Origin of the sequence: Mycobacterium alsense (genome assembly GCF_002086635.1) — a bacterium.
Classification (GTDB): domain Bacteria; phylum Actinomycetota; class Actinomycetes; order Mycobacteriales; family Mycobacteriaceae; genus Mycobacterium; species Mycobacterium alsense.
In genome coordinates this window covers 1-23,278 of record NZ_MVHD01000067.1, presented here as the reverse complement: position 1 = coordinate 23,278, position 23,278 = coordinate 1, and the positions used below count along the sequence as shown (strand labels likewise).

Sequence of the window (23,278 nt, the reverse complement as noted above, 5' to 3'; positions counted from 1 at the left end):
GGCTACTACGCCCCGCCGCCCGTGCCATACCCGGGCGGCGGGGCGTAGTAGCCCGGCGGGGCGCCGTACGCCGGCGGGGGATGACCGGCCGGCGCGCGCTCACCGGGCGGCCCGTCGTGCGTCATGGGGTCCATCCTGTCGGCGGGCCGGGCATTTCTCAATCTTGACGGGCGTCGCGGCGCGTAGCGTTTCAGGCATGGCGGAACTCAAATCCCGGCTGCGGGCCGACCTGACCCAGGCGATGAAGTCCCAGGACAAGCTGCGGACGGCGACCCTGCGGATGTTGCTCGCCGCGATCCAGACGGAGGAGGTTTCCGGTAAGCAGGCGCGCGAGCTCTCCGACGACGACGTCATCAAGGTGCTGGCCAGGGAGTCGCGCAAGCGCGGGGAGTCGGCCGAGATCTACACCCAGAACGGGCGCGGCGAGCTCGCCGCCACCGAGCACGCCGAGGCGCGGATCATCGACGAGTACCTGCCCACGCCGCTGACCGAGGCCGAGCTGGCCGACGTCGCCGACACCGCGATCGCCCAGGTCGCCGAGGACATCGGGGAGCGTCCGGGGATGAAACAGATGGGGCTGGTGATGAAGGCGGCCACGGCGATCGCCGCCGGGAAGGCCGACGGCTCCCGCCTGTCGGCGGCGGTCAAGGAGCGTCTGTAGCCCCGCGCGCCGCGTCGCAGCCACGTCCAAAGCCACGTCAAAAAGGTGAAACCGCCTGCCGGTTTGCGCCCCGGGCACCCGGGTAATCATGTCGGCATGACGAATTTTGGCTACACTCTGATGACCGAGCAGAGTGGACCCAAAGAGCTTGTGCGGCACGCGATTTCGGCCGAAGAGCGTGGGTTCGACTTCGAGGTGTGCAGCGACCATTTCTCCCCGTGGCTGGCTTCGCAGGGGCATGCGCCCAACGCGTGGGCGGTGTTGGGCGCGGTCGCGCACGCCACCGAACGGGTGGACCTGTACACCTACGTGACCTGCCCGACGATGCGCTATCACCCCGCGATCGTGGCCCAGCAGGCCGCCACGGTGCAGATCCTGTCCGATGGCCGGTTCACCCTCGGCCTGGGCAGCGGCGAGAACCTCAACGAACACGTCGTCGGCAGGGGGTGGCCGGCCGTCGAACGCCGGCAGGACATGCTGCGTGAGGCGATCAAGATCATCCGCGAGCTGTTCGGCGGCCAGCTGGTGAGCTGGCGCGGCGAGTACTTTCAGGTCGACTCCGCGCGGTTGTGGGACGTGCCCGACATCCCCGTCGGTATCGCGGTGGCGATGTCCGGCCCCCAGGGCATCGACAAGCTGGCCAAGCTGGCCGACCACTTCGTCGCCGTGGAGCCCGACGGCGACCTCGTCGATGCCTGGCACGCCGCCCGCCAGGCCGCCAACCTCGCCGGAGGCGGACGGGTGGTTGGCCAGATACCGGTGTCCTGGGATCCCGACCGCGACACCGCCATAAAGCGCGCGCACGACCAATTTCGCTGGTTCGCCGGCGGCTGGAAGGTCAACGCCGACCTGCCCACCCCGGCGGGTTTCGCCGGCGCGACCCAATTCGTCCGACCCGAAGACGTCGCCGGTTCGATCCCGTGCGGCCCGGACCTCGACGCGATCGTCGACGGCGTCCGCCCGTACTGGGAAGCGGGGTTCACCGACATCGCGCTGGTCCAGATCGGAGGTGAGGCGCAGGACCTGTTCCTCAAGGAAGCCGCCCAGCCTTTGCTGGAGGCCCTGCGCGACGCTTCGAGCTGATGGCACGTTTGGACGGTGCTTGCCGGGGTACCCGAATGCCACTATGGGGGCCGGTCCGGCCCGTCGAAACGCGGGATCGGTTGCCTGCACGCGGAACTACCTGTGCGACAACGGAATTGTAAGTAAGCGCTTTGGCGTGGCAAGGGAGTCGACGTTGAGTGATCGATCCGGCAGCACCGCCGCGCCCGTGGTGAAGGCACTCGCGGGCGCCAGCTTCGGGTTGGGATTGACCGAGCTGCTCGCGCCCGGCAAGGTAGCTGCGATCGCGGGCGTGGACGACACGCGCCCGGCGCGCCGAATCATCCGGGCGCTCGGCGCCCGCGAATGCGGCCACGGAGCCGCGCTGTTGGCGGGTCCCGACAAGTTGGTCTGGACCAGGGTGGCGGGTGACGTCCTGGACGTGACGCTGCTGCTGACCGGCTTCGCCGCCCGTGGCCGCGGACGCCGGCGTCGGGGCATGATCTCGGCCGCAGCCCTCGGCGGGATCGGCGCGGTCGACCTCTATGCGGCGTTACGCGCCACTCGGGACGGCGGATCGTCGAACCCAACCGTAAATACCCAGTGAAGGGGGTAGCCGCGATGTCAAATGAGTTGCAAGGCATGAAAGTTGCGATCCTGGCCGCCGACGGCGTCGAGAAGGTCGAACTCGAGCAGCCGCGGGCCGCCCTTGAGCAAGCCGGAGCCCATGTCGAGGTGTTGTCGCTGAAAGCCGGTGAGATCCAGGCACGTAACCACGATCTCGAGCCGGCCGGAACTTTCGACGTGGACCGCGCGGTATCGGAAGCCGCGGTAGGCGAATTCGCGGGCCTGGTCCTTCCCGGCGGCACGGTCAACCCGGACAAGCTGCGGCTCGACGGCGCTGCCGTCTCGTTCGTGCGCGATTTCGTGGTGTCGGGAAAGCCCGTCGCGGCAATCTGTCACGGGCCCTGGACGCTGGTGGAGGCCGGGGTGGTCGTGGGGCGAACGGTGACCTCCTACCCCAGCATCCGCACCGATCTCCGCAACGCGGGCGCACACGTCGTGGACGAAGAGGTGGTGGTGGACGGCAATTTGATCACCAGTCGCTCGCCCAGGGACCTGCCTGCTTTTTGCGAAACGGTCGTCAAGCAATTCGCGCACGCGCCCACGGGATAGTCGATCCCGCCGTTGAACCGTTTCAACCCCCGAGTTTGCGGGCATATACACGGCGAAGCCGTGACCGCCACGGCGATCCGTTTTGGATCTGGTGAAAGGCCCACCTTGACAACCACCTACCCCGAACCCGTCATCTCGGTTGCGGACAACGTGTACCAGCCGCAGGAAGATTCCCGATTGCTGGTGGACGTGATGCACGAGACCGCGCTCATCCCGGGGCGACGGGTGCTCGACCTCTGTACGGGTAGCGGATTCGTCGCGATCGCCGCGGCCGAGATGGGTTGCGCCGCCATCACCGCCTTCGATGTCTGCCCCCGCGCGGTGCGCTGCTCGCGCGACAACGCCGCCCTGGCGGGCCTGGACATCGACGTCCGCGAGGGATCGTGGATCGACGCCGTCGACTGTGCCCCGTTCGACGTGGTGGTGGCGAACCCGCCGTACGTCCCGGCCCCTCCCCGTGACGATTCCGATCAGATCTGCTCGAGCGCCGGCCCGTCGTGGGCCTGGAACGCCGGCCGCGATGGCCGGATGGTGCTCGATCCGCTGTGCGAATCGGCGCCGAAACTGCTGTGCGACGGCGGTTCACTGCTGCTCGTGCACTCGGCGATAGCCGGTGCCCAGCAGTCGCTGGACCGCCTAAAATGGGCCGGCATGGACGCCGAAATCGTTGCCTCGAAGTGGATTCCGTTCGGCCCCGTGATGACGGCGCGAGCGAAGTGGCTGGAGGAGACCGGCCGGATCCCGCGGGGCCGGCGGGAAGAAGAACTCGTCGTGATCCGCGCGGACAAGCGATGAGCACCACGCGGGTCCGGGTGGTCGCGGGCGGGCCCGTGCTGGTGTCCGGGCCGGTACGCATCGAGATGCCCGACGGCGGCGTCGTCGAGTCCGACCGGTTCATGGTGGCAATCTGCACCTGCCGGCGCAGCGACGATTATCCGTTGTGCGACACCAGCCACCGACGCTGCCGGGGCGCCAAGAAGCAGCTCGGCAAGGCTAGTCGAGCGGCCTCCGCAACGACGTCCGACCCTGCTTCCACGACTCCATAATCCGATCCGCCAACCGTTTTTCGACCGCGGCGTGCGCGCGTATCCCGAAGATGACGTCGGCGTCGAGGTGGGGTTCGCGGGCGACGAGATCGCCGACGACGTCGATTCGCACGACCTGTTCGTGCACCGCGTCGGCCTCGACGTGCTCGCTGTAGAACCCGATGCATGCCTGCGGCGCAGCCATCCTCCGCAGGGCCTGGACCATTCGCCGCGAACCGGGGGGTGAGGTGATCTCCGTCGCCGCGAAGTGCCCTATCGCGGCGCCACGCCACGAGCGATGCAGCCCGAACAGCGACATGAGATTTACCACCGCCAACGCCTCGGCGGGCACGGCGTCTAGGTAGGCGAGGTAGGTGGGGTCCAGGCCCGCCGCCGCCAGCAGATCGGCGAAGAGCTGCTGGTGCAGCCGCGGGCCCTGGCCGGCGCCGTACTCGTCGAACTCGACGGCAACGAACGCCGCCTTGGCGGTGCCCGTCAACCGCGGGATCGCAAAGGCGTGCGGATCGGCCTCTTTGAGGTGGTAAATCGAACGATGCGCGAAGTATTCACGCATCTGCTCCCAGGTTCCCGTGTCGCGCAGGTAATACGACGGGCCGGTGCCGTCGGCCGGCTCGACGGAGATCGCCTCCATTTCGGCCGCGGCGGTGTGTTCGGGATCGATGGGGCCGACGTCGCGCCGCACGCCCGCCAAAAAAGCGCGCTCCAAATCGGCGCGCAGTTGCAGCAGGGCGGGATTCCATTCCCAGCCGGGATCGACGCCCGCGAACCCGCGGTAGTGCAGCTCGTAGCACATGCTCAACGCCAGTTGCAGGTCCAGGCCGTACGGATCGGAGTCCCGGACGGGTGCACCGATGCGGGTCAGCGAGTCGTACGACGGCGGGCCGGCCAGTGCGCGACGGACGGCGGTCGACAGCGGTCCGTGCGCCGCCGGCAGGGCGGGTTCGACGGTGATTGATGCGCGGGTCACGCCGATGTCTACCCTCGAATCGGCCCGGGCAAACGGGCGCCGCTCATTCGCACGCTCACCTGGCCTCCGCCGGAAGACGGAAATTGATGTCGACCGTGGTGCCCGCCGTGGTGCTGTGGATGTCCATCTCGTCGCTGAGCGCCCTCATCAACACCAGGCCGCGTCCGCCGTGGCCCGGGTCGGCCGCGGGGGGCTTCCAGGAACCGGCGTCGCTTATCCGCGTGCGGATCTGGCCGTCGGCGACATCGGCTTCGAGCAGCATCGTTCCTGTCGCGTGCCCGCGATAGGCGTGCTCGACGCAGTTCGTGCACGCCTCGTTGACCACCAGCACGATGTCGCCCACCAACCCGTCGGGAACGCCGGCGCTCCGCAGCCAGGCCGCCAGGCGGCGCCGGACCGCCGCCAATTGCCCTGCCACTGCTTCGCTTTCGACACGCAGCTGCGCCAGTCGGTGGCGGTACACCACCATCGCGACATCGTCGTCGTACCCCGACGGCGGAGCCAGCGCACGAACCAGTGTCTCCGGGACCTCCTCCAGGGGTGACTCCATTGCCTTCGCCAGAATGCTTGCGGCGCGGGCGATTCCGTCGTCGATCGACTCGTGCTTGCGCTCCACCAGCCCGTCGGTGAACACCATCAGCGTCGAGCCCGGGGGGAGCACCCGGGCGGCCTGCGGACGCGGTGCTTCGCGGCGGACCGCCAGCGGCACCGACGTGGCATCCGTCAACACGGTTGTCTGTCCGGCCTCGGGACCGGCCAGCACCGCCGGCATGTGGCCGGCATTGCTGTATTCCAGCACCCCGGTCTCGGTGTCCAGAACCGCCAAGAAGACCGTGGTGCAGTACGCATTCGGAATGAGCGAGGCCGCCGAGTCGAGCTGCTCGAGCAACAGCGCCGGCTGGGCGCCGTTGATCAGCAGCGCCCTCGCCGAGCTGCGCAGCTGGCCCATGATCGCGGCCGCCGGCAGGCCACGGCCCACGCAGTCGCCGACGACGATGCCGATCCGGTTTTCGCCGATCGGCAGCACGTCATACCAGTCGCCGCCGATCTCCAGCGGCGGGATCGCGGGCTCGTAGCACACCGCGAAGCCGGGGGGTGGCTCTAGCGGAGGCAACATCGTGCGCTGCAGCGTCAGCGATGTCTCGCGGGCGCTCTCGAACTGGCGCACGTGCTGCATGGCCAGGCTGAGGTGCCCGATGAGGACGGTGACCAAGAGCCGATCCTCGGCGCTGACCCAGCGCGGGGTACGCAGCTCCAGCCACAACGCGAGGTCGCCGGTGTTGGACAGCACCGCCACCAATCCCTGTGCCTTGCCGGGATTGTCAGGACTGTCGACGGTTTTGGCCGTCAGTGGCAGCTGATTGCGCGCGTCCTGGAACGTGTGCCGCAGCCACGGGTCCAGCCTGCGCCAGGTCGTTTCGACGGGATCACCGGCAACCTGGACGGTCGGTTCGCCCTCACCGCTGGGCCACGAAACGGCGATCACGCGCTTGACGTCGATCGCCGCCCGGCACTCGTCGAGGGTGATCGACAACAGCTCGGCGACGCTCTTGGCCACGGCCACCGCCGTGGCCAGGCGCAGGACCGCGCTTTCCCGGGCGGCGAACGCGCGCTCCACGGTGATATCGCGGATGGTCCCCACGTAGACATCGCGGTCGCTGCCGGTCTCCTGGACCACGTTGATGCTCACCATCACCCACGCGAGATGGCCGTCCCGGTGCCGAATCGGGGTCTCGTACTCGGCGCTGCCGTTGTTGCGGACCACGGCGATCTGTTCGCGCGCGGTCTTCTTGTCGACCAGCCACGGGTGGGGCCATCGGTAGGGCAGGCCCGAGGTCGGATAGCCGAGGATGTCGATGAAGGCGTTGTTCACCTCGATCACCGAGCCCTCGTGGTCGGCGACGAAGAAGCCCTCCTGCAGCGAATTCACCAGGGCGGTGCGGAATTTGTCACGGTCGGCCAGGCCCTCGGCGCGGGCGCGCTCTTCCGCGTAACGGCGGGTGCCGTCGAGGAATCCGCGGGTCGCGACGTCCAGCGGGGCCAGCGTCTGTAACAAGAATTCGATAGCGGCGGCCCGGTCGACCGGAAACGCCTCGGCAAGCTCCTGCACGAACCGGAAATGGTGCTCGATGATTTCGAGCATGCTGAGCTGTGCTTCCAGGGCGCGACGCCCGAGCTCGTGGGCCACCGACAGGGCATTCTCGTCGCCCTCGGTCAGGTGGCGTTTGAGCGCGTCGGCGTAGCGGGCGTGAAAGCCGGCCGCGAAGATGCGATCGCTCATGTCTTGCTCATGTCATGCTCATGGTCTTGCTCACGTCGATGTTCCCCGATGGCGCGCGGCCAGCACCATCGCGTCGTCGGTTTCCTTGCTGTGCTTGGTCAGAATGTGGTCGGCGATGACCGTGGCGGGGGCGGCGAAGTCGATGTGGTCCACGCAATCCGCGGTGATGCCGTCGGTAGCGATCACGATCAGGTCGCCCGTGCGAACCGAAACCACCTGTGCCGGCCTGATTTCCGATATGCGATAGCCGACGATGCCGGAAATGAGGCGCGCGCTGGCCCGGACCTGGGTGCCGGTCGCCGCTTTGGCGACTACGTTGGCGGCGACGTTGCCGACCCCGGTCCAGGAGACAAGGTTGGCCCCGAAGTCCACCCGCGCCAGCGTCATTGCCGCCCCCCGAGTGTTTTCCAGCACGCGGTGGCAGAGCTGAATCAGCACCTCGAGCCGCTCGGTGCATGCGTTCGTGAGCGTGTCGACCGCGCGCAGTGCGGCCACCGCGGCGGCCGGACCGTGCCCGAGCCCGTCGATCACGCCGAACAGCGCGGCATCGTCGTCGATGCCGATCGCGATCCGCTGGTCGCCGGAGACATGCTCGCCGGGCAGTGGGCGGCCGGCGGCCGCCCACTCGATCGGGCCGAACCGGCCGTTGTCATGCATGGTCAGGCATGGGCGGGAACCCATTTCCACATCTCGATGATGGTCCCGCGGCCGGGCGTCGAGTCCACCACCAGCCGGTCCATCAGGCGGCGGGCGCCGGGCAGGCCCATCCCCAGCCCACGGCCGGTCGAGTACCCGTCCTCCATCGCCCGCTCGATGTCGACGATGCCGGGTCCCTCGTCCTCCGCGCGCACCACCAGGGCCCGGCGGCCCTCGCGGTCGGCGACGGTGACCTGGACGGCGCCGCGCCCCGCGTAGCTGGTGATGTTGCGGGCGATCTCGGAGATGGCCGTGGCGATCATGGTGACGTCGGTCAGCGAGAATCCGAGATCGAGGGCTAGCTGGTGTCCGGCTTTGCGGGCGGCGACGATGTCGTCGGGCTTGTGGATGTCGACGACGAAATCACCCGCCACCGTCGCGCCCGATCGTCGATTTCCCCACTCCACCTTGGCGATTCAGCAGCGCAAGGCCCTCTTCGAGATCTAGTGCGGTGTTCATGTCGTCGAATGCCAGACCCAGTTGCACCATCGCGAAGGCCACCTCGGGCTGCAGGCCCACGATCACCGTGTCCGCGCCGCGCAGCCGGGTCATGTGTGCGATGGTGCGCAGCGACCGGGCCGCGAACGAATCCATCACGTCGATGGCGGTGAGGTCGACGATGATGCCCTGCGCGCGGAACTGGCTGACCCGATCCATGAGGTCGTGCCGGAGCCGTTCGGCGTCCGAGTCGGACAGCGCGGCCTGCACGGACGCGATGAGGATCGATCCCTGCTTCAGGATGGGTACTGGCATGAGGCGCTCGCGTCGATGGTGCTTATCCGGTCTGTTCGCCGGTGCGGGTGACTTCGTAGCCGAGCAGGCGCTCGGCTTCCTCGATGCCGCCCTGCAGGTCGCCGACGGCGTTCATCTTCGACAGGTCCAGCCCGATCGTCACCAGCGTCAGCGCGATTTCCGAGGACAGGCCGGTGATGATCACGCTGGCGCCCATCAGGCCCGACGCGTCGACGGTCTGCACCAGGTGGTTGGCCACCGTGGAGTCGATCGTCGGCACACCGGTGATGTCGATGACGACGACCTTGGCGCGGTTCGCCCGGATGGCCCTCAGCAGCTGCTCGGTGAGCTGGCGGGCGCGCTGGCTGTCGAGCACACCGATGATCGGCAAGATCAACAGCTGCTCGCGCACCTGCAGCACCGGCGTCGACAGCTCGCGGATCGCCTCCTGCTGCTGACGGATGATGCGCTCGCGTTCCTGCACGAAGCTCACGCCCACGGTGTTGGCGATGCGGTTGGCCGCCGGCTCGTAGGCGTCCAGCACCCGGTTGAGCATTTCGAACTCGGTCTGGTACTTCTCGAACAGCGACCGCGCGAGCACGTCGCGCAGCAACAGCACGATGCCCAGCACCTCGTCGGTTTCCACGCCCCGGGGGATGATGCGTTCGGACAGGTCGCGCGCGTAGGCCTGCAGCGCCTCGACGCTACCGGTCTCGAGCACCTCGACGTAGTTGTCGTAGACCGCGGTCGCCTCGGAGAACAGCTCCTCGGGCGTCATCGCGGTCAGCAATTCGGCCTCGGTGATCCGGCGTGCCCACTCCTCGCGCAAAACGGTGCGGTTCTGCCGCAGGTGCTGGACCAGCTGCGGCAGCAGGCCCTCGCTGACCGTCTGCGCGGCGATGCTGGTAGTCCCGAAATCCGACGGCGAATCTGACATATAGCCTCCCCTGCCGCGTCGCGCCCGCAGTGCGCACTGTTTATGGAGACTAGCCTGGGCTATCGCGGCGCAGGCGTCGAGGGCATATTCTTCTCGCAGTTCGCGCGGCAGGTTAGGCTTGCACCACACTTACGACCCTGGACAAAGGATCGCCATTGTCAGCTCCCGACTCGATTACCACGTTGGTTGAGGACCACGACGGTGTGTCCGTGGTCAGCGTCAGCGGCGAAATCGATCTGGTCACGGCGCCGGCGCTCGAACAGGCCATCGGCTCGGTGATCGCCGAAGGGCCGACGGCCCTGGTCATCGACCTTTCCGCGGTGGAGTTCCTCGGCTCGGTCGGGCTGAAGATCCTGGCCGCGACGTACGAAAAACTGGGTAAGTCCACCGAGTTTGGTGTGGTTGCGCGCGGCCCGGCGACCAGGAGACCGATTCACCTGACCGGTTTGGACAAGACGTTCCCCCTGTACCCCACCCTGGATGACGCGTTGACCGCTGTGCGGGACGGCAACCTCAACCGCTGACCGGCCGCTATCGCATCAGCGCAACATTTCGCCAGAAGGTCACCAAGCTCTCGGTGCCACCGAAGAGCGTCGTGAAGTTTGTGGAGTCAACCAACACGATGTCGCCGGCGCGTAGCCCGGCGGGCGGCATCCAGATGAGCGCATTGAACTCGGTGTTGCCGGCCTCCGTGAAGGGGTGCGGCCGCGTCGGATCGATCCGTTGCCGCCCCAGCACGCGCAGCGCGTCGCTTTCCGGGGCGGTCAATTCGTAGTGCGGCAGGTGGGGGTGGAAGTTGAAGGTGGTGACGTTGTCGAGCAGCCGCGGCGTGTCCAGGTCTCCGAAGCGCGTCAGCGGGGCGATCCGGTTGCTGCCCTCGGGGGCGACGGCCGGCCGGAGCCCCCAGGTGTTGTGGACGGGAACGTCGAGCGCCCGCATCAGGGAGCGCGTGTACTGGCTGAAGCGCTGTTGGCGGGGCACCAGCGGGTCACCGTGGTGCAGGTACTCGACCTGGCGTTGCCTCGCGTCGTCGGTGAAGCCGACGTCGTGGTGCGGGGCCAGCAGCAGGCAGGTGCCTTCCCGCCGCAACCAGGCGCGGATGGCGTCGACCTCGTCGGGTCGTGCCTCCGCTTGTTCGAGCACATGATCGAGTCCGAAGATCATGAGGGTGTCGGTGTCGGCGAGTATCCGCTCGTCGATCGGCAGCGCGTAGCCGGCCTGGTCGATGCGCTGAAAAACCGCGACAGGGTGGCCGGTCACCTCGCCGGCCAATTTTTGGAAGTGCAGCGTCGAGCGGTGGAACAACTCCAGGGTGCCTGCGATGCCCTGCAGGAAGTGCGCCCCGTCCCATTCCGGGGCCTCGTAGTCGGGCCAGGCCGCCCTACGGACCTCGGTCATCGTGGAGAACCGATTGTCCAATTCGGCCGGATCGCGCTGAGCCTCCCACGGGTAGCTCCAGGTCCAATAGATGCTGATGCGCCGACGGCCCGGTGTGTGTTTGCGGGGGATGTGCGCCTGGTTGTAGGTGCGTGCGGGCGCGCTCACTGGACCCTCGCAAGGTACTTGAGGCCGTTGATACCGGGTAGAAAGAAATAGGCCCCGCCGGTCAGGGTGGTGAAGGCGGGCAAGCCTTTCAGAGTTTTGCGGACGGGACGTTTGGGAATCTTGTACTCCATTGTGCCGTCCTGTGTTCCGCAGAATGGATCGCGTTCGTTGCCCAGCTCGTGAAAGTTGCGGTCGTTGATCCACACGTTTTGCGCGAACTCGAATTGGCGGACGAGGCTGGCGCAGATGATGAACGCGGCGATTCCCCGATCCGCGCCGTCGTCGTCGGCGCCCTCCGGAAGCGCTGCGCCGTAGGTCGCGCCGCGCCGGATCATTCGGCGCCGGTTCATGTTGACGGCCGTGTCACGCGGATTCAGCCGGCGGATGTGGGATCCCAGTGGCACGGCGTAGCCAAACCGGTCCATCTCCTTGTAATTGAAGTCGTTGTTGCGCATCGGATCCGCGCCGAGCCCCGGGTCGTCGCGCTCGGGTGCCAGGGTCAGCGGCGCGCCGCTTCGCCACCGGCCCATCAGCTTTGCGGCGAGAAGGTCCCGCCCGTCGGGGGTTGCCGCCTGCTCCTCGAGGTAGCTCCGAAACAAACTGACGTGCTCACGCAGCCGCCGGTAGGCCATGAAACTACCGTTGCGTGACAGTGCTTCGGGCTGAGGGAATTTCGGGACGACACCTTCCTCGTCGGGGTAGCCGAGGATGAACTCGCCCGGCTGCAGCGCACCCCCGGAGCCGGGCGTCGGCTCCTCGCCGGTTCCGGCGATCACCGGTTGCGACAGCCGGTCCCGGAATCCGAAGTGATCGTGGGCATAGTCGAATGGTGGCGTCGCATTCAGATCGAGGAAGGACAGCACCCGCACGCCGGGGCACCGCGCGACCAGATCGGCGTGGACGACGGTGCAGCGGCGCCGTTCGGCGTCGTTGCGCGCGAATAGGATGGCGATCGCGTGCAGGTCGCCGCCGGCCAGCCCGCCCGCCCAGTTGTCGGGGTGATTTGCTCCGGTGTCGCCCAGGATGTCGGCGCGCGCGGCCATGCCCTCGCGAAACTCGTCCGGGAAGGTGGCCAGCGAATCCTCGGGAACGCCGAGCGCCCGAAGGCCGTTCCAGGTGAACGCGAGTGTGACCCACCGGTCTTGGCTGTCCATCGTTTTGCGGGCATCCGCCGCCGACTGGACCTTGTCGACGAGTTCACCCAGCCACGCGCGACCTCCCACCGGATCGCCGAAAGACAGGAACTCGTAGCGACCCGTCATGGCCGGCGTGCGGGTCACCAGGATGTGCTGGATGTTGTCGAGATCGAGCATCACTGCATCTGGTCCAGCATGTCGGAGAACGCGGCCTTGAGCCGAAGCGCCTTCTTGATCTCGTCCGCGGTGACGTAGGGATACTCCCCGTACTCCAGGAAGCTGGGGAACTGATGCTCGCGCACGAACCTGATGAACGCCTCCGGGTTGGTTTGCCAGTCGTCCGGGAAGCCTTCGAGATTGGTGAACACGGTCGTGACGCCCGACAGTGAGAAGAGCTTGATGGCGTCCTCGGTGTACTTGTCGAAGTCGGTGTCGAAGATGCCCTGGTATTGGAAATGCAGCCCGGAGCCGACGTCGAACAACACCCAACGCAAGTAGTGCAGGCGCAGCGGGGCGAGCAGATCGGGCTGTGCCTCTATTGCCGCCTGGATCGTAGTGCCGTACTCGCGAATCGCATCTTCGCGGCCCGGCTTCACCTTGGCGATGATCGAGAAACCGTAGCCCGCGGGCGTCCGGGGAAAGACCGGGCCGTACCTGCCGCGCTGGAGCTCGAAGTAGCCCTCCGCCGGAATCGCCATGGCGGCGGGCTTGCTCCATTCGTGATCGATCGCGGGCATCGTTCCTCCATTCGTCGCCGGTTATGCCATGGCCCGGGCCAAAGCCATATGCCCTTGGAAGCCAAGCGATTTCGCCATCGCCCGGTACCGGTCCCGATAGTCGCGGTATGACCCCGCGTCCCCGTGTGCTTGCGCCAGGAGCGCCCGAAGCCGCAGCAGGGCAATGTCATTCACGACGTATCCGGGGTCGGTCGGCGCGCCCGCCAGGCGGTCGATAGCGACTTTGGCATCGTCGAGATCCTGATCGGCGCCCCGCTTCACCAGGGCTTCCACGAGCGCCGTGACGGCCAGCGGGAGCCAGACGCATCTCTTGGCGGTGGCCATGTCCGCGAAGGCCGTACGGGCCAATTCGATGGCGCCATCGACATCTCCGCGGCTGGCCCAGTCGCGCGCGATGTAGCTGTTGACGAACGGGGGAATGACCAGGGTGAACTGCAACTCCAGCGCGCGCTCGCGGGCGCGCACCAGCAGCTCGATCCCGGCCGCGCGGTCGGCGCCGCCCCGGCTGGCCAGGACGACGCCGTGGACCGTTTCGGACAGGGACTCGGCGATGTCCTCACCCGCTTGCCTGGCGAGCTCGTAGTTGCCGGCGGAGTGGGCGAGCACGGTCTCGTCGGGCAGGACCAGCCCGAACGTGAGCGCGGACATGTAGGTGTAGTAAACCGAGCTGGCGCGGCTCATCGCGTCGGCGTGGCGAGCGGCCGCCATAGCCCGCTGGAAGTCCTCCCGCCACCCCGTCAGGCCCAGGCACGCCCGGGCGACCCCCCGCATCGGAAGGCAGTACGTCAACGGTGATCCGAACACCAGATTGCCCTTGGTGAAGTCGTCGTCGGCGAGGTCGATCACGTGCTGCGAAAGCCGGAGGATCTCGGCCATCTCGGCCGTCTCGTGTTTGACGAGCAGCGCCATCGAAAGTAGGCCCAGCGTCAGGGTGGGATCACCGATCGACTCGAGCAGCCGGACTTGCTCATCCGCCAGCCGCGATGCCTCTTCACGACGCACGTTCATCAGGCTGTCCGTCATCGGCCCAACCATGCCGACGGCCAGCGACCGCTGATCGCCGGCCGCGTTGCACAGTTGTCGTAACTCATCGAATCCGGTCTCGGCGCTCCGGCCGCCCTGCCGGGACGCGGTGGCACACAGGAACATTCGCGGCGCGATGCGCATCGACATCCGGTCGGGGTGGTCCTCCGGCAACCGGTCGGCGACCCGCCGCGCTCTGCGCCAGCTGGAGTGCGCGGCGGCGATGTCTCGATAGTTCGTCCAGGCTCCGGCGCGCATGTGCCAGGCAAAGGCGCCGGGCAGATCCCCGGCGCCTTCCATGTGTTCGGCGATGAGTGCGGCGTTCTCGTCGACGGATCCGCGCGCCTCGATGGCGGCGGCCAGGCGGCGGTGCAGCTTGGCTCGATCCGCTTTCAGCTGTGATTCGTACGCGACCGCGTGAATCAGGGGGTGGCGGAACGCGTACTGGGTCTTCGGCGTGAAGCGGACTTGGTCGATCAGTTCGGCGTCGATCAAGGCGGCCGGGTCGGCATCCTCCGCGAGTTCGTCGAGTAAGTCGACATCGAAACGCGACCCGATGACCGCGGCGGCGTTGAGGGTGCGCTTGGCGGTCGGGCTGAGCCGGTCGATGCGGGCCCCGATGGTGGCCTGAAGGGTCGCGGGCACGGCGACTTCGTCGGGCCGCTCGAGCACGCTGTCGGCCAGTCGGTAATCGCCGGTATCCCCTTGCAGCACATCGCGCTCGGACAGGTCACGCACGATCTCCTCGGCGAAGAAGGGGTTCCCGGCCGCGCGGGTGGCGATGAGTTGGGCCAACGCGCGCGTGGACGGGTCGTTCCCGAGCAGCTCCGCGGTGAGCGCCGACGTGTGGGCGTCGGTCAGTGGCCGCAGCGCGAGCGACTGCACCCCCGACAGCCGCGTCAGCCGGCCCTGGTACTCGGGCCGGTAGGTGAGCAGCACCAGCGTCGGAGTCTGCGGGATGATCGCGAGGAAACCGGCGAGCATTGATTCGCTCGCCTCGTCGATCCAGTGCACGTCCTCGATCACGTACACACCCGGCTCCTGACGTTCCAGGGCCGCGCCGTTGATCAACGACGTCACCCGCCGCCGCCGCGCATCAGGGGCGACGTCGGGCAGCGGGGCCTCGCGAACGCCGAGCAGGTCGTGTAATAGCACGAGGTCTTCCGCGTCGGCTTCGGCGAACAGCTCGCCCACCTGCCTGCGGGCCTTGTCCGCATCCAGGTCCTCGATGCCGATTGCGGCCCGCAGCAACCCCGCCACGGCGTGGAAAGGGACGTCACTTGCGTGCGACTCGCAGTGGGCGTTGAAGACAGGGACTCCACGGTCGACCGCGACGGCGGCGGCCTCGCGGACCATCCGGCTCTTGCCGATGCCGGGTGGGCCCACGAAGCTGACAACACAGCCCGAGCCGCCGATGGCTTCGTCCAGGATCGCGGCGACCGTGTTGAGTTCCCACGCGCGTCCAACCAATTTGGATTCCCCGCGGCGCCTGGCATGGCGATCATCGACCGCAATCAAACGCCACGTGGGCACCGGCCGGTCGGTGCCCTTGACCTGTGCCTCCTGCGGCTCGCCCAGCACGGCGACGTGCCCGATCAACCGGGCCGTCGATTCGCTGACCATCACCGCCCCCGGGGCGGCCACCGACTCCATCCGCTGTGCCATCCCCACCTGTTCCCCGATCGCGGTGTAACTGCCTGCACCCGAACCGATTTCGCCGGCGATCACCTGGCCCGAATTGAGGCCTACCCGCAGTTGCAGGGTGATGCCGTCGCGGGCCCGCACCTCCTCGGAGAGGGTGGCCGCCGCCGCCTGGATGCCCAACGCGGCCAGGCAGGCCCGAATGGCGTGATCCTCCAGCGCGGCCGGTGCCCCGAAGACCGCCATGAGTCCGTCGCCGGTGAATTTGTCCACGGTGCCGCCGTAGCGCCGCACCACCGCCGTCGAGCGCTCGACGAGGTCGGTCATGATCTCGCGCAGCCGCTCCGCGCCGACCCGCGTGGCAATGTCCATCGACCGAACGACATCGGCGAACAGCACCGTCACCTGCTTGTACTCCGCGGATCGGGCGGCCTCGGCGCGCGGCGCCCCGCACTCGCTGCAGAATTTGGCCTTCGCGGCCAGCCCCGTGCCGCACGACGCGCAGGACAGTCCGGGTGTCAGCGCACCGGGAGTGTCGTCCACGTCAGTATCGTCGCACCGCCCGCAGGACTGCGGGGTGGAATGATCACGGCATGGACGTCGATCACCCGGAAGCCGACCAGCGCTGGGATCGTGATCAGCGCGGCGAGACCGAGATCGAACGGCTGGACCGAAATTGGAACAGCCTGCTGCAGGAGTTGCGGGTGGTGCAGACCGGGGTGCAGCTGCTCACCGGTTTTTTGCTGACGCTGCCGTTCCAGCAGCGCTTCGACCTCCTCACCGAACAGATGCGCATCGTCTATCTGGTGACGGTGGGTTGTTCGGTGGGTGCGACGGTGCTGCTGATCGCCCCGGTCGGGATTCATCGGCTGCTGTTCCGGCGGCATCGCCTACAGGTGTTGGTGTCGGCGGCGCACCGGTGCGCCTACGCGGGGCTGGCGCTGCTCGGCTCGGCGCTCACCGGGGTGACCGTCATCATCTTCGTCGCGGTGGCCGGGGCGACGGCGGGGTTCATCGCGGGAGCCTGCGCGCTCGCGCTGTTCGCCTTCTTCTGGTGGGCGCTGCCACTCATGCTGCGCACCCACGGGATGTAGTCAGCCGGCGCGCGCCAGCTCGGCTATTGGGGTGGAGTCCAGCCGCTCGAGGAGATCCTGCGGATCCGCGAAGATCGGGGCGGCGCCGGCCGCCCGCAGTTCGTCGCGGGAGATGCCGCCGCTCAACACTCCGATGCATGGCAGGCCCGCGGCCGCGGCGGCCTGGGCGTCCCACACGGCGTCGCCGACGAAAACGGCGCGCCGCGCGTCCACCCCGGCCCGGTCCATCGCGACCTCCACGATGCCGGGTTCGGGCTTGGCGGTGTCCACGTCGCGCGACGATGTGGTTGCGGCGATGAAGTCATCGCAGTCGAGCGCCTTGAGCAGGGCCTGCAGCTCGTCCTCGGGCGCCGAACTGGCCAGCACGACCTGCAGCCCGAGCTCGGCGACGCGACGCAGCAGCGCGCGGGCGCCGGGCAGCGGCGCCAGCAGCGGGGTGGTGTCCCGGTAGTAGCGGCTGTGCCCGTCGCTGAGCCGCTCCCGCACGTCCTCGGGTGCGTCACCGGACAACGTGCGCACCAACCGGGAGCCGTCCATGCCGATGCAGCGGTGGATCTTCCAGGCCCCGACCTCCATGCGCTCATCGTGGAAGGCGCGCTGCCAGGCACAGACGTGCAGATAGTTGGAGTCGACCAAGGTCCCATCGACGTCGAACAGGACTGCGGGCGCGGCACGGCCGGTCATCTGGCCCGCATACCCACGCCGGCGCCGACCGACACAGCGTGGTCCGGTCCCCGCGCCGATGGCGCCGTGATCGTAGCCGAGCTGCGCTGGGAAGCAACGAGTTCCGAGGGGACCGCGCCGTTGCGGTCCGGTCGACCGCCGGGCCGCCCGCAACCGGGCCCGGCGGGCGCCGAGAGCGTCAATTTTCACCGGCAATTTCCCGTCGGACGCATCAAAACAGGGTTAACCCGCAGCCGAACGGGGTACCGACTCTGCCACGGGTGAGTACAAGCAAGTGCGTCAGCCCGGCATACATGGAGGAGGAACACCATGGCGACCGCAAGCGACTACGACGCACGCCGCACACCGGACGTCGAGCCCCAGGACGCCGCCGCGCTGCGCGAGCTCGCGCCCGCGGCCTCGGCGACCGCGGTTGTCGACGAGGACCCCAACGACGTCCTTTTCTACGAGCTGCCAGGCGCGGACCTGTCCAGCGAAGAGCTGTCCGTGACGGTGGTGCCCCAGCGAGCCGACGAGTTCACGTGCTCGAGCTGCTTCTTGGTGCAGCACCGCAGCAGGTTGCGGACGACGAGCTCGGGGCTCCCGGTCTGCGCCGACTGCGCGTAACGGCGGGACCCGGCGGCCGCGCGCCGCCGCCTTGACCAACCGGGACGGCCGTGTTTCTGTCGTCAGCGTGAGCCGTCCGCCCGGCCTGCCCGCACCGCGCCCGTTGCGTTCGGCTTTCGCCGCGGCGTATGCGCTCGCGTATCTGGTCGGCGGCGAGCGGCGGATGCTGCGGTTGATCCGCCGGTACGGGCCCATCATGACGATGCCCATCCTCAGCCTGGGCGACGTGGCGATCGTGTCCGACCCGGAGCTGGCCAAGGAGGTCTTCACCGCGCCGCCGGACGTGCTGCTCGGCGGCGAGGGTGTGGGCCCCGCGGCCGCCATTTACGGGGCCGGGTCGATGTTCGTGCAGGAGGAGCCGGAGCACCTGCGGCGGCGCAAGCTCCTCACCCCCCCGCTGCACGGTGCCGCGCTGGCCGGCTACGTGCCGATCATGGAGGAGTCCGCCCGCGCGGCGATGCTCGGCTGGCCGGTCGACCGGCCGTTCCCGATGCTGACGGCGGCGCGGGCGCTGACCCTGGACGTGATCGTCAGGGTCATCTTCGGCGTCGACGACCCCGACGAAGTCCGGCGGCTGGGCCGGCCGTTCGAACGCCTGTTGAACCTGGGCGTTTCCGAGCAGTTGACGGTGCGCTACGCGCTGCGGCACCTGGGCGCGCTGCGCGTGTGGCCACAGCGAACCCGCGCCAACCAGGAAATCGACGACGTGGTCATGCCGCTCATCGCGCGGCGGCGCGACGACCCGCGGCTGGGCGAGCACCCCGACATCCTGGCGTTGCTGATGCGCGCTCGCGGTGATGACGGAGAACGACTGTCCGACAGCGAGATTCGTGACGACCTGATCACGCTGATGTTGGCGGGCCACGAGACCACCGCGACCACGTTGGCCTGGGTCTTCGACCTCCTGCTGCATCATCCCGACGCGTTGCGCCGCGTGCAGGCCGAGGCTTGCGGCGGGGAGGAGGCCTTCACGACCGCGGTGATCCACGAGACCCTGCGGGTGCGCCCGCCGGCGCCGCTGACGTCCCGCGTTGCGGCGCAACCGTTTCCGATCGGCGGCTACCTCGTCGAGCCCGGCACGCGCATCGTGGTGCACATCGTCGCCATCAACCGCAATCCGCACACCTACGAGCACCCGAACGAATTTCGCCCCGAGCGATTCCTCGGCCACCGGCCCGAGACCTACGCCTGGGTCCCGTTCGGGGGCGGGGTCAAACGCTGTCTGGGCGCGGCCTTCTCGATGCGGGAACTGATCACCGTGCTACACACGCTGCTGCGCGAGGGGGAGTTCAGCGCGGCCGACGACGCGCCGGAGCGGATCGTTCGCCGCTCCATCATGCTCGCGCCGCGCCACGGCACCCGGGTTCGGTTCCGCCTGCGCTGAATTGTCGTACCCGTCGGCTAGTTTCATCCGACGATGGACAAGGTATTCGGGTCGCTGCTCGTGGTCGGGTTCGCCCTCCCTTGGTATTTCACCCAGCGGGCGACCGGCACCGTCGTTGTCGGATTCTGCGCCGGGCTGGGCGGGCTGGTCCTCACGGTGGCCGCCCTGCTGTGGCTGGGCGCGCAACGCGACCGCTACCGCGCCGGCCGGCAGCGGCGGCGGGACCTTCGCCACGTGGCTTCGAGCCTGGCGGCGATCGATGAGATGTCGGGAGTCGAGTTCGAGGAATTCGTTGCGGCGCAACTGCGCGCCGTGGGGTTCGGTGTCGCCCCCACCGCCAGCACCGGGGACTACGGGGTGGACCTGATCGCCGAAAAAGACGGCATCTCCATGGCGGTCCAGTGCAAGCGGCAGGCCAAGGCCGTCGGCGTGGCCGCCGTGCAGCAGGTGGTGGCCGGTGCCCTGCATCACCGCTGCGATCGGACGGTGGTGGTGACGAATCAGTCGTTCACGAAGGCGGCCCGCCAGTTGGCGACGACCCACGGTTGCCGGCTGGTCGGTCGCGACCAGTTGCGGATCTGGGCGCGGGTGGAAAGCCGGCGGGCCCAGCGGCGCCGGCTGCAACCCGAATCGGGAGCGTAGGCGGCCTCATTCGCGAATTGGCGGACGTTTACCACGCCGCTGGACATCAGGTAGTGTCCTCTCCGCAGCTGGTTTGCTGGGGCCGCAGCTGTGTCCCCGGCATCGAATGGCGAACGCTTCTAGAGGTTTGTCATGAGAGGGAACCCGGTGAGATTCCGGGACTGTCCCGCAGCGGTATGCAGGAACGACCGCCGTCATCGGCACTGGCCTACAGCAGATGTCTGGGGCTGGGAAGCGACGGCCACTAGGAGCACCGCGACAGGTGCGTGCCTGCGAGTCCGAAGACCTGCCAGCCGTGCCGGGCGCGCCGCGTCCGGCTGCGCGTCGCCTCGAGGATTGGGCGGACGGCCGTTGGCAGAAGTTGTGGTGCCGGTCTGTCGGTGTGCTGACCGGGTCTGGCGGCCAAACGTCCCTAGGGCGACGAGCATCCCGTCGCATCCAAGGACGTCCGATGACACCTCCGCCGTTCACCACGACCACCGTATTGACGGATTTTGGCCTGTTGCCGCCGGAAATCAACTCTGGCCGTTTGTATTCCGGCGCGGGTTCCGCGCCGCTCATGGCCGCCGCCGCGGCCTGGGAGGCGCTGGCCGCGGAGCTGCGGTCGATGGCGCTCGCCCATGGCGCGGTGATCTCGGAACTCACTGCCCGGTGGCACGGCTCGTCCGCGGCGTCGATGGCCGCCGCGGCCGCTCCCTACGCGGGCTGGGTGAGCGCCACGGCGGCCCGGGCGGAGGAGGCGGCCGCGCAGGCGCGGGCGGCGGCGGCCTCCTATGAGACCGCGTTGGCGGCGACGGTCCCCCCGCTGGTGATCGCGGCCAACCGGGTCCGGTTGATGTCGTTGGTCGCGGCCAACGTCTTGGGCCAGAACACCGCCGCGATCGCGGCCACCGAAGCCGGCTACGCGGAAATGTGGGCGCAGGATGCCGTCGCCATGTACGGCTACGCCACCGAATCGGCGGCGGCCGCGCTGGTGACCCCGTTCACGCCGCCCCCGCGGATCGCCGATCCGGCCGCGTACGCGCTTCAGGCCCTGGCGAGCGGGGAGGCCCCGGGTCCCTCCGCGGCGACGACCACGGAAACGGGGCTGTCGCAGCTGCTGTCCGCGGTGCCGGCCGCGCTGCAAGGCCTCGCCTCGCCCACCGGGCCCGCGGCGGCGGTGATGGCCGAAGCCGGACTGGACGGGGCGGACTTCTCGACCCCGGCGGGGATCTTGAACTTCTTGGCCGGAACGGACGGGTCGCCCCTGAGCGCGTTCCTGAACGACAACCTCCTGAACACAATGTTTTCGTCCGGGTTCTACATGCCGGGCAACTTTCTGGGAACCATGACCGATTTCGTCGGCCTGGGCGGCGGTGACGCGGCCGCGGCCGCCGATGCCGGCGGCGGCGTTGCTCAGGCTGCGGCGGTCGGCGCGGCGGGGTCAGCCGGGTTCGGGGGTGCGGTGTCGGCCGGCGTGGGTCAGGCGTCCTCGGTCGGGGCGCTGTCGGTGCCGTATGGCTGGACCACCGCCGCCCCGGAGATCAGGCTCGCCGCCGAAGCGCTGCCCAGCGTCGGCGTCGCCCCCGCCGTCGGGAGCGAGGGAAGCCTGCTCGGCGAGATGGCACTGGCGAGCATGGCGGCACGCTCCATGAGCGGCGTGGGTGCCGGTCCGTCCCCGATGGGCGTCACCGCCTCCGAGAACCGCCCGCTGCCCATCGTGATCGTGAGACCGCCCCAATCGACCATCGACCACAGCGGTTGAGCCGCCGCGACCGTTCGAAAGTCGTTGGAGTCGTTGAGTCGGGGTGGCGGGATTTGAACCCACGGCCTCTTCGTCCCGAACTCTACGTCCTGGGCGTTTGCGCAGGCTGGTGTAGTTGTGAGTGTTGAGAAGATGCACGTCAGGCCGTTGTCAGCGTTGGGGAGTAATAGTAATGGTTGGCACTACTGCGGACGCACTGCGGACGGAAGGTGAAAGTGATGGCGAAGCACACATGCCCGCGATGCGGTTTCGAGTCGGCTAGGGACCGCTGGTACGACCGGCATCCGTTCGCCGCAGTGCTGTTCGCGCTGCCCGCCGGCTACACGGTCGTCGGGGTGATCCTGGCCTACCCGTGGTTCTTCGTGCCGCTGGTCGTAGTCGCCGCGGTGGTGTGGCTCGACCGCCGGCAGCGTCGGCGCGCGGCGATCGCGGCGCGGGCCGAGTGGGAGTATCGGGAGAGTATCGCGCGTGCGGTCTTCGGGCCGCCTCCGTCACCGCTTCGACCGGTGCGCCGGCGCGGCGCAGATCACTGGTCGCCCACGCAGCCGGTACGCGAAGTCAAGCTGTCCTGAGTACCCGTTTGACGTTCGACGGATCCCGCTAGATTCAGGGCCATGCTGCTGGCCTACCTCGATGAGTCGTACGACAAAGTCGAATACTGGCTCACAGCCCTTGTCGTTCCCGCGGAGGCCGCACTCCAGCTGCAGAATTCGCTCGACGCAGTCGTACACGAGGCCATGACGAAGTACGGCGTGGCCTACGACGCGGAATTGCACGGCCATGCGCTTGTGCACGGCAAAGACGACTGGGCCCCCATGGCGCCGATGATCCGCGCTCGCATCAAGGTCTATTCGGACGCACTTGAGGCGATCGCATCATGCGACGGTGTGGAGCTGGCCCTCCGCGGCATCGATATTCCGGCGCTGAACCGACGCTATACCAACCCATGGCATCCGCATCGTGTCGCCATCGACTTCATGGCGCAGACACTCAACGGCATGGCGAGGGGCAGGGAGACACACTTTCTCGCGATCGCAGACGAGATCGACCAAGCTGACACTCTCCGGGCAAGCTATTGGCAGTTCCAGCGGATTGGCACCCTGAGCCTTTACTCAGGCAAGGCAGATCGGGCAGTCGATGCCCTTCACTTCGCCCCCTCCAAGCACAGCCGCCTCCTCCAAGCTGCCGATCTGGTCTCATACCTGCATTTCCGGCGACGGAGGTCGGGCGTCACAGATGCTCGCGCCGTCAAGGCCAACGACGACCTCTGGGACGTCGTGAAGGACCAGCTGTACGCGTGGCACTTGTGGTAATCCTGCCCCAGATGCACGCCAGCCCCGCACGAGGCGGGGCTGCGGCTAACAGGATCCCTTTCGGGAGTCCCGATGCCAATGTACAACACGCCGGCGACACGCCGTATTTCCTGGCGGGGACTGTCAGAACAACGGTGGATCTGATCTTGGTCTGACACGCCGAGCGTGAGCTTGGCGGGAAGGACTGACGAT

25 protein-coding genes and 1 riboswitch are annotated in these 23,278 nt (G+C 68.2%); of the genes, 14 read left to right on the top strand and 11 right to left on the bottom strand.

Annotation, left to right across the window (positions count from 1 at the left end):
• Positions 1-196 precede the first annotated feature (196 nt).
• The 6 genes from BST11_RS24275 (at position 197) to BST11_RS24250 (ending at position 3,924) form a co-directional block, all read left to right on the top strand.
• Positions 197-661: a GatB/YqeY domain-containing protein gene (locus tag BST11_RS24275; protein WP_083140794.1), complete on the top strand. Its 465-nt coding sequence runs from the start codon at positions 197-199 to the stop codon at positions 659-661.
• 96 nt (positions 662-757) lie between these two features.
• A complete protein-coding gene (locus BST11_RS24270) occupies positions 758-1,744 on the top strand; it encodes an LLM class F420-dependent oxidoreductase (RefSeq protein ID WP_083140793.1) in 987 nt (328 codons plus the stop codon).
• 154 nt (positions 1,745-1,898) lie between these two features.
• Positions 1,899-2,309: a malate dehydrogenase gene (locus BST11_RS24265; protein ID WP_083140792.1), complete on the top strand. Its 411-nt coding sequence runs from the start codon at positions 1,899-1,901 to the stop codon at positions 2,307-2,309.
• 14 nt (positions 2,310-2,323) lie between these two features.
• A complete protein-coding gene (locus tag BST11_RS24260; protein WP_067317344.1) occupies positions 2,324-2,878 on the top strand; it encodes a type 1 glutamine amidotransferase domain-containing protein in 555 nt (184 codons plus the stop codon).
• A 105-nt stretch (positions 2,879-2,983) separates the two neighbouring features.
• Positions 2,984-3,673 (top strand): HemK2/MTQ2 family protein methyltransferase, encoded by a 690-nt coding sequence (locus BST11_RS24255; protein WP_083140791.1) that lies wholly within the window; start codon positions 2,984-2,986, stop codon positions 3,671-3,673.
• Positions 3,670-3,924 (top strand): CDGSH iron-sulfur domain-containing protein, encoded by a 255-nt coding sequence (locus tag BST11_RS24250; protein ID WP_083140790.1) that lies wholly within the window; start codon positions 3,670-3,672, stop codon positions 3,922-3,924. Before BST11_RS24255 ends, BST11_RS24250 begins: the two co-directional genes overlap by 4 nt.
• On the opposite strand, the gene BST11_RS24245 is transcribed toward BST11_RS24250, so the two are convergent.
• The 6 genes from BST11_RS24245 to BST11_RS24220 are packed head-to-tail and all read right to left on the bottom strand — an operon-like array spanning position 3,872 to position 9,537.
• Positions 3,872-4,891, bottom strand: a complete 1,020-nt coding sequence (locus tag BST11_RS24245) for an iron-containing redox enzyme family protein (RefSeq protein ID WP_083140789.1) — start codon at positions 4,889-4,891, stop codon at positions 3,872-3,874. The genes BST11_RS24250 and BST11_RS24245 overlap by 53 nt on opposite strands.
• 55 nt (positions 4,892-4,946) lie before the next feature.
• Positions 4,947-7,172, bottom strand: coding sequence for a SpoIIE family protein phosphatase (locus tag BST11_RS24240; protein WP_083140788.1), 2,226 nt, complete (start codon positions 7,170-7,172; stop codon positions 4,947-4,949).
• Positions 7,173-7,202: 30 nt separating this feature from the next.
• Complete coding sequence (locus BST11_RS24235) at positions 7,203-7,829, bottom strand: SpoIIE family protein phosphatase (protein WP_083140787.1); 627 nt, start codon at positions 7,827-7,829, stop codon at positions 7,203-7,205.
• Positions 7,830-7,831: 2 nt separating this feature from the next.
• Complete coding sequence (locus tag BST11_RS24230) at positions 7,832-8,242, bottom strand: anti-sigma regulatory factor (protein ID WP_083140786.1); 411 nt, start codon at positions 8,240-8,242, stop codon at positions 7,832-7,834.
• On the bottom strand, positions 8,232-8,621 hold the full coding sequence (locus BST11_RS24225; RefSeq protein ID WP_067317334.1) for an STAS domain-containing protein: 390 nt from the start codon (positions 8,619-8,621) through the stop codon (positions 8,232-8,234). Before BST11_RS24225 ends, BST11_RS24230 begins: the two co-directional genes overlap by 11 nt.
• Before the next feature lie 22 nt (positions 8,622-8,643).
• Positions 8,644-9,537 carry an STAS domain-containing protein gene (locus tag BST11_RS24220; protein WP_067317332.1) on the bottom strand — a complete coding sequence of 298 codons (894 nt, stop codon included), beginning with the start codon at positions 9,535-9,537 and terminating at the stop codon, positions 8,644-8,646.
• A 155-nt stretch (positions 9,538-9,692) separates the two neighbouring features.
• Here BST11_RS24220 and BST11_RS24215 point away from each other — a divergent pair, with 155 nt between their 5' ends.
• A complete protein-coding gene (locus tag BST11_RS24215) occupies positions 9,693-10,061 on the top strand; it encodes an STAS domain-containing protein (protein ID WP_240491971.1) in 369 nt (122 codons plus the stop codon).
• 7 nt (positions 10,062-10,068) lie between these two features.
• Here the strand turns inward: BST11_RS24215 and BST11_RS24210 are convergent, their stop codons facing one another.
• The 4 genes from BST11_RS24210 to BST11_RS24195 are packed head-to-tail and all read right to left on the bottom strand — an operon-like array spanning position 10,069 to position 16,162.
• Positions 10,069-11,082, bottom strand: coding sequence for a hypothetical protein (locus BST11_RS24210; protein ID WP_083140785.1), 1,014 nt, complete (start codon positions 11,080-11,082; stop codon positions 10,069-10,071).
• The gene (locus tag BST11_RS24205; protein ID WP_083140784.1) at positions 11,079-12,395 is read right to left on the bottom strand and encodes a Dyp-type peroxidase; all 1,317 of its coding nucleotides are present in this window, start codon (positions 12,393-12,395) and stop codon (positions 11,079-11,081) included. The genes BST11_RS24210 and BST11_RS24205 overlap by 4 nt, the downstream gene beginning before the upstream one ends.
• Complete coding sequence (locus BST11_RS24200) at positions 12,395-12,955, bottom strand: hypothetical protein (protein ID WP_083140783.1); 561 nt, start codon at positions 12,953-12,955, stop codon at positions 12,395-12,397. The genes BST11_RS24205 and BST11_RS24200 overlap by 1 nt, the downstream gene beginning before the upstream one ends.
• Before the next feature lie 21 nt (positions 12,956-12,976).
• Positions 12,977-16,162 carry an adenylate/guanylate cyclase domain-containing protein gene (locus BST11_RS24195; protein WP_264010260.1) on the bottom strand — a complete coding sequence of 1,062 codons (3,186 nt, stop codon included), beginning with the start codon at positions 16,160-16,162 and terminating at the stop codon, positions 12,977-12,979.
• A gap of 50 nt (positions 16,163-16,212) precedes the next feature.
• On the opposite strand from BST11_RS24195, the gene BST11_RS24190 reads away from it, so the two are divergent.
• Positions 16,213-16,713, top strand: coding sequence for a DUF6328 family protein (locus BST11_RS24190; RefSeq protein ID WP_083140782.1), 501 nt, complete (start codon positions 16,213-16,215; stop codon positions 16,711-16,713).
• Here the strand turns inward: BST11_RS24190 and BST11_RS24185 are convergent, their stop codons facing one another.
• Positions 16,714-17,397 carry an HAD family hydrolase gene (locus BST11_RS24185; protein WP_083140781.1) on the bottom strand — a complete coding sequence of 228 codons (684 nt, stop codon included), beginning with the start codon at positions 17,395-17,397 and terminating at the stop codon, positions 16,714-16,716.
• Between the two features lie 309 nt (positions 17,398-17,706).
• Between BST11_RS24185 and BST11_RS24180 the strand changes: the two genes are divergently transcribed.
• From BST11_RS24180 to BST11_RS24155, 6 genes are all read left to right on the top strand, one after another.
• A complete protein-coding gene (locus tag BST11_RS24180; RefSeq protein ID WP_083140780.1) occupies positions 17,707-18,003 on the top strand; it encodes a DUF4193 domain-containing protein in 297 nt (98 codons plus the stop codon).
• A 31-nt stretch (positions 18,004-18,034) separates the two neighbouring features.
• Complete coding sequence (locus tag BST11_RS24175) at positions 18,035-19,387, top strand: cytochrome P450 (RefSeq protein ID WP_142276531.1); 1,353 nt, start codon at positions 18,035-18,037, stop codon at positions 19,385-19,387.
• Positions 19,388-19,420: 33 nt separating this feature from the next.
• Positions 19,421-20,029 (top strand): restriction endonuclease, encoded by a 609-nt coding sequence (locus BST11_RS24170; RefSeq protein WP_083140779.1) that lies wholly within the window; start codon positions 19,421-19,423, stop codon positions 20,027-20,029.
• An 89-nt stretch (positions 20,030-20,118) separates the two neighbouring features.
• A riboswitch (cobalamin riboswitch) is annotated at positions 20,119-20,337 on the top strand.
• 143 nt (positions 20,338-20,480) lie between these two features.
• Complete coding sequence (locus tag BST11_RS29030; RefSeq protein ID WP_083140778.1) at positions 20,481-21,773, top strand: PPE family protein; 1,293 nt, start codon at positions 20,481-20,483, stop codon at positions 21,771-21,773.
• A 218-nt stretch (positions 21,774-21,991) separates the two neighbouring features.
• Positions 21,992-22,345, top strand: coding sequence for a hypothetical protein (locus BST11_RS24160; protein WP_142276530.1), 354 nt, complete (start codon positions 21,992-21,994; stop codon positions 22,343-22,345).
• 42 nt (positions 22,346-22,387) lie between these two features.
• Complete coding sequence (locus BST11_RS24155; protein WP_083140776.1) at positions 22,388-23,086, top strand: DUF3800 domain-containing protein; 699 nt, start codon at positions 22,388-22,390, stop codon at positions 23,084-23,086.
• Positions 23,087-23,278 lie beyond the last annotated feature (192 nt).